Origin of the sequence: Sinomonas sp. (assembly GCF_036848755.1) — a bacterium.
In the GTDB taxonomy this organism is placed as follows: Bacteria; Actinomycetota; Actinomycetes; order Actinomycetales; family Micrococcaceae; genus Sinomonas.
This window is the reverse complement of sequence record NZ_DAIUJO010000028.1, coordinates 33067-39338: the sequence shown is the minus strand read 5'-3', so window position 1 is coordinate 39338 and position 6272 is coordinate 33067. Positions and strand designations below refer to the sequence as shown.

General features: G+C 68.3%; 6 protein-coding genes and 1 pseudogene. All 7 read left to right on the top strand.

The genetic code is table 11. The features are described from left to right. Positions 1-272 (top strand): annotated as a pseudogene (locus V7053_RS06580) (mannose-1-phosphate guanylyltransferase); the annotation flags it as partial. 78 nt (positions 273-350) lie between these two features. Further along, a complete protein-coding gene (locus V7053_RS06575) occupies positions 351-1550 on the top strand; it encodes an amidohydrolase (protein ID WP_334171467.1) in 1200 nt (399 codons plus the stop codon). Positions 1551-1556: 6 nt separating this feature from the next. Further along, on the top strand, positions 1557-1994 hold the full coding sequence (locus V7053_RS06570; RefSeq protein WP_334171466.1) for a cytidine deaminase: 438 nt from the start codon (positions 1557-1559) through the stop codon (positions 1992-1994). Then, positions 1991-3319, top strand: coding sequence for a thymidine phosphorylase (locus V7053_RS06565; protein WP_334171465.1), 1329 nt, complete (start codon positions 1991-1993; stop codon positions 3317-3319). Before V7053_RS06570 ends, V7053_RS06565 begins: the two co-directional genes overlap by 4 nt. A gap of 131 nt (positions 3320-3450) precedes the next feature. Then, positions 3451-4227 carry a DedA family protein gene (locus V7053_RS06560; RefSeq protein ID WP_443022565.1) on the top strand — a complete coding sequence of 259 codons (777 nt, stop codon included), beginning with the start codon at positions 3451-3453 and terminating at the stop codon, positions 4225-4227. After that, entirely contained in the window at positions 4220-5362 is a 1143-nt protein-coding gene (locus V7053_RS06555) for an adenosine deaminase (RefSeq protein ID WP_334171464.1), read from the top strand. The genes V7053_RS06560 and V7053_RS06555 overlap by 8 nt, the downstream gene beginning before the upstream one ends. 11 nt (positions 5363-5373) lie before the next feature. Further along, on the top strand, positions 5374-6072 hold the full coding sequence (locus V7053_RS06550) for a MazG nucleotide pyrophosphohydrolase domain-containing protein (protein ID WP_334171463.1): 699 nt from the start codon (positions 5374-5376) through the stop codon (positions 6070-6072). Positions 6073-6272: the final 200 nt, after the last annotated feature.

Below are 6272 nucleotides of genomic sequence, written 5' to 3'. Positions count from 1 at the left end.
ACGTGGGCGACTTCGCCGCGATCGGTCGCCTCAACAGCGCCCGGGAGGTCGACGCCGTCACTGTCCTCGGCGAAGGCGCGCGGGTCTTCACGGAGGGCGCGAGCGGGATCGTCGTCTCGGACACGAAGCGCGTGATCGCGCTCATCGGCATCCAGGACGTCGTGATCGTCGACACGCCCGACGCGCTCCTCGTGACGACCAAGGAGCATGCGCAGCGGGTCAAGGGCGCCGTGGCGGCGCTCAAGGCGAGCGGGGACACCGACGTCCTCTGAGCCTGCTGCAGCGGCGAGCGGATGACGAGGCCGGCCGCTGAAACGTGGGCGAAGAGAGCGTGGCGCTAAAGTGAACGGGTGCGCAACTACACCACGGAAGCCGACCCGACGCCCCTCGTCGGCCCCCGTCTCGATCATCTGCTGCCTGATCTGATTGCCTTCCGCCGTGACCTGCATGCGCACCCAGAGCTGAGCTTCCAGGAGTTCCGCACGACCGACCGGATCGTCGCGCGCCTTGAGGCGGCCGGCCTGAAGCCCCAGCGGCTCGAGGGGACCGGCGTCGTCGTCGACATCGGCGAGGGGCCGATTGCCACGGCGCTCCGAGGCGACATCGACGCCCTTCCGATCATCGAGGAGACGGGCCTTCCCTTCGCGTCGCTCAACCACGGCGTCACACACGCCTGCGGCCACGATGTCCACACGACCTGCGCCCTCGGTGCGGCCCTCGTGCTGGCCGACACGCACCGCGAGGAGCCGCTCGGGGCCACGGTCCGGATCGTGTTCCAGCCTGCGGAGGAGACCATGCCGGGCGGCGCGCTCGCGTGCATCGACCAGGGGGTTCTCTCGGGTGTTCCGCGCATCATGGCACTCCACTGCGATCCTCGGATCGAGGTCGGCCGTATTGGGACGCGGATCGGCTCCATCACCTCCGCCTCGGACACCATCCGGATCGAGCTGGTGGGGCGCGGGGGCCACACGTCCCGCCCGCACCTGACCGAGGATCTGGTCTTCGCGTTGTCCCAGATCGCGATCAATGTGCCTGCCGTGCTGTCCCGGCGCGTGGACGTTCGGAGCGGCGTCTCGATGGTCTGGGGGCAGATCGCGGCGGGCGCCGCCCCCAACGCGATTCCTGCGGTCGGGCACATGTCAGGGACGATGCGCTGCCTCGACCGCGAGGCATGGCACAGCGCCGGTGAGCTTCTCGACGAGGTGGTCCAGCAGGTTGCGGCGCCCTACGGCGTCGACGTCCGGCTCGAGCACACCCGCGGCGTCCCGCCGGTCGTGAACTCCGAGCACGAGACTGCGCTCATCGAAGCGGCTGCACGGGCGGAGCTCGGCGAAGACGCGGTCGTCCTCACCCCCCAGTCGATGGGCGGGGAGGATTTCGCCTGGTTCCTGGCCGAGATCCCGGGTTCGATGTTCCGTCTCGGGATCCGCACGCCCGGCGGCGAGGAGTATGACCTGCACCGCGGCGACCTCATCGCTGACGAGGGCGCGATCGCGTGCGGCGTCCGCGTGCTCGCCGCGGCCGCCCTTCGCAGCATCCGGGACCTCTGAGGTCCGATGCAGCCGCCCGAGGGGATCCCTGAGACTGAGGCCGTCGACTGGGCGGCGCTCGCGCTGCTCGCCCACGAAGCCATGCGCAAGGCCTACGCCCCGTACTCGCGGTTCCCCGTCGGGGCCGCCGCCCTGCTCGACGACGGGCGTACCGTCTCGGGCTGCAATGTCGAGAACGCGTCCTACGGACTCACGCTGTGCGCGGAGTGCACCCTCGTCGGCCAGATCCAGCTGACCGGCGGCGGGCGGATTCGCGCCTTCGCCTGCGTGGATGGCGAGGGGACGCCGCTCATGCCGTGCGGGCGCTGTCGTCAACTCCTCTACGAGTTCCGCGCACCGGGGATGCAGCTTATGACGACGCGCGGCGTCCGCTCGATCGATGATGTGCTGCCCGATGCGTTCGGACCCGAGAGCCTGGAAGCCCCGGGGGAGGAGGGACTGTGAGCGAGCCGCTCGACCGGGCCGTCGGCGAACCGTTTGACGCCGTCGATGTCATCCGCACCAAGCGGGACCACAGGGATCTCTCGGACAGCCAGATCGACTGGGTCGTGGACGCCTACACGCGCGGCGTCGTCGCCGAGGAGCAGATGTCGGCACTCGCGATGGCGATCCTGCTCAATGGCATGACCCACCGGGAGACGGCTCGCTGGACCGCAGCGATGATCGCCTCGGGCGAGCGCCTGGACTTCTCCACCCTGCGGGCGCGGCACGGCGGGGTGCGTCCGACGGCGGACAAGCATTCCACCGGGGGAGTCGGCGACAAGATCACCCTCCCACTCGCTCCGCTTGTCGCCGTGTTCGGCGTCGCTGTCCCGCAGCTTTCAGGGCGGGGCCTCGGACACACCGGGGGGACGCTCGACAAGCTCGAATCGATCCCGGGATGGCGCGCCTCGCTCAGCAACGACGAGATGATGGCCCAGCTCGATGCCGTGGGCGCCGTCGTCTGTGCGGCAGGTGCCGGGCTTGCTCCGGCAGACAAGAAGCTGTACGCACTCCGGGACGTCACCGGGACCGTGGAGTCGATTCCACTCATCGCCTCGTCGATCATGAGCAAGAAGATCGCTGAGGGCACGGGGTCCCTCGTCCTGGACGTCAAGCTCGGTTCGGGCGCCTTCATGAAGGACGAGGCGCAGGCGCGCGAGCTCGCGGAGACGATGGTGGCGTTGGGCAGGGACGCGGGGGTGAACACGGTCGCTCTTCTCACCAATATGTCGACCCCGCTCGGGCTCGCCGTGGGGAACGCCATCGAGGTTGAGGAGTCGGTCGAGGTGCTGGCCGGCGGCGGCCCGGACGACGTCGTCGAGCTCACGGTGCGTCTGGCCGAGGAGATGCTCGCATGCGCCGGGGTCCACGATGCCGACCCCGGCCAAGCTCTCCGCGACGGCCGGGCAATGGACGTGTGGCGCCGGATGATCGCCTCCCAAGGCGGCGACCCGAGTGCGGCGCTTCCTCGGGCACGAGAGTCCGAGGTCGTCTACGCAGCGGCCGACGGAGTTCTGGTCGAGCTCGACGCCCTCAAGGTCGGCGTAGCCGCATGGCGTCTCGGGGCAGGCCGGGCACGCAAGGAAGATCCGGTGCAGGCGGCCGCGGGAGTACGACTGCACGCGAAGCCAGGCGCGTTTGTCCGCGCGGGAGAGCCTCTCATGACGCTCCTGACGGACACGCCGGAGCGCTTCGGACGGGCGAAAGAGGCGCTTGAAGGCGCCGCCCTGATCGCGCCGGCCGGCTCGCGCCCCGCGCAGAAGCTTGTCATCGGCCGGGTCGCATGACACGCTGAAAGTGACCTTAGCGGCGCCAGGGGACAGCGCTGCTACGCGGAGGGAGTAACTCCAGCGGATGGCAGCATGCATGAGGGCATGCGACACTGAAATGAGGCCCGCCGCACAAGGAGCACCATCGCATGCTGAACGTTCTGGATCACGCGATTCTGCATGCTGCCGGGCAGTGGTGGATCTATCCGATCCTTCTTGTCTTCTTCTTCATCGACGGCTTCGCGGTGATCGCTCCGAGCGAGACGCTCATTGTGGCACTCGCAGCTTACTGGCGTCACAGCGGCGAGCCCAATCTGTGGGTGCTCGGCCTGACAGCGCTGGTGGGCGCGATCGCCGGTGACAACACCGCGTACATGCTGGGGCGGGGGATCGGCACGGATCGGTGGCGGTGGATGCGTCGCCCCAGAGTCCAGAAGATGTTCGCCTGGGCCCGGCACGAGCTCGATAAACGCGGGGCAGTCCTCATCTTCACCGCGCGCTACATTCCGTGGGGGCGCGTGGCGGTCAACTATGTCGCCGGGTCGACCCGGTTCCGCCACCGCACCTTCTTCTGGCTTGACGCGTTTGCGTGCGTGACGTGGGTCGGGTACTCCCTCGGAGTCGGGCTGCTCGCCAGTTCGTTCCCATGGCTGCACCACAACCCGCTCATGAGCGCGGTCGTCGCGGTCGTGTTCGCCCTCATACTCGGGGTGGTCCTCGATCACCTGATCACGGTGCTGCACCGCTGGCGCGATGCGAAGGACGCCCAGCGTGCGGCGGCGCGGGCAGAGGTCGCGCGCCGGGCGCACCTCAGCCAGCACCCCGAGGCGACGTCTTCCGCGGACGACTATGCGCCGCACAGGGAGACCGCCGAACGCTCGGCTGGTGCGCGTCCCGGCCCTTCCCTAAAGTTGGACCGTGACTGAGCCGATCATCGACGCTGCCCCTGATCTCACCTTCGATCTCCGTTCCCTTCCCAAGGTCTCCCTTCATGACCATCTCGATGGTGGCCTGCGGCCCGCCACGATCATCGAGCTCGCCGCAGAGATCGGCCACGAGCTGCCGTCTACCGAACCCGTCGCGCTGGCCCAGTGGTTCCGGGAGTCCGCGGATTCGGGTTCGCTCCCCCGTTACCTCGAAACCTTCGATCACACCGTCGCCGTCATGCAGACTGAGTCCGCGCTCCGACGCGTCGCCCGCGAGTTCGTCGAGGACCTCGCGGACGACGGCGTGGTGTACGGCGAAGTCCGATGGGCGCCCGAGCAGCACCTCACCCGGGGGCTGACGTTGGACGAGGCGGTCGAGGCAGTCCAGGCGGGTATCGAGGAGGGTATCGCGGGGGTCGAGGAGTCCGGTCGGGTCATCGCCGTCGGTCAGCTCATCACGGCGATGCGCCACGCCGATCGGGCGCAGGAGATCGCCGAACTCGCGGTGCGTCATCGCGAGCGCGGCGCTGTCGGGTTCGATATCGCGGGGGCGGAGGACGGCTTCCTCCCATCGCGTTTCGCGGGCGCCTTCACGTACCTCGCGAGGAACAACTTCCCGGCCACCGTGCATGCGGGTGAGGCAGCTGGCCTGGAGAGCATCCAGTCGGCACTCGTCGACGGCCGAGCCCTGCGCCTTGGCCACGGCGTCCGCATCGCCGAGGACATTTCGGTCGAGGAGTCCGGCGAGGTCGACGAGGACGGCGTGCCGATCCTCGACGTCGCGCTCGGCGAGTTGGCCGCGTGGGTCCGCGATCGGGGGATCCCCCTTGAGCTCTGCCCGTCGTCGAACCTCCAGACCGGGGCGATCGCGCCCTGGGGGGAGGACATCCTCGATCACCCGATCGACATGCTCTACGAACTCGGCTTCAAGGTCACGGTCAACACCGACAACCGGCTCATGAGCGGCGTGTCGCTCACTGACGAATTCGAGTTGCTCGTCGAGGCGTTCGACTACGACCTCGACGATCTTCTCGAACTCACCCTCAACGCTGCCGAGGCCGCGTTCCTCCCGCTCGAGGATCGTGAGGACCTCGTCGAGTTCATCAACGAGGCGTACGGGAACCTCGGCGAGTAGGGGCCCGGAACGTGAGCGCCGCCGTCGACCGTCTTGTTGAGGTGGTCCATCTCCTCCGAGAACACTGCCTGTGGACGGCGGCGCTCACGCACGCCTCACTCGTGGAGTACCTCGTAGAGGAGTCCTATGAGCTCGTCGAAGCCATCGAGGATGGGCAGCCCGATGACGAACTGAAGGGTGAGCTTGCGGACGTCCTCCTCCAGGTTGTGCTGCACTCCGAGATCGCCCGGGAGCGCGGCGCCTTCGATCTCGACGCGGTCGCCGAGGCGCTCACCGCGAAGATGATCCGCCGCAACCGGCACATTTTTGCGGCCGACGGCGGACTGCAGCAGAGCTTCCCTGCGAGTGTCGAGGAGATCATCAGTTCATGGGACGCCGCGAAGCGCGAGGAGAAGACAGCGAGGGCTTCAGCCGCTGCCCGTGACGACGTGCTCCCCAGCGGCAACCGAGATGGCGGGGCCACCGAGGGCCTCCCTCGTCATCTCCCGGCGCTGGCCCTCGCCGACAAGGCGCTCGGTCGGGCCGAGCGGCGCAGGGCGCTGGATGGGGCCGCGCCTGAGCAAGAGGACAGCGATGGGGCGCCCCTGGTTGATTTTGTGACCGAAGAAGAGCTCGGCGAGCGACTCCTGGATATCGTCCGCGCCGCGAGATCACGCGGGCTTGACCCCGAACGAGCCCTCCGCGCGACCGTGCGCCGCATGCCCGCCTGACCCTAGACGTTGCCTCGCCTTGGAGCGGCATCCCTAGTGCTGTAGATTCCAAAAAGCGAACAGGCAAAGAAATCTGGACGCAGGACATGGAAGGGGACGCCATGAGGAAGTTGCGGATTGCTGGCATCGCGGCGGTATTGACAGGCCTTGTCGGAGGGGTCGGTCTGGCACCGGCCTCGGCTGACTCCGGATGCGCGAAC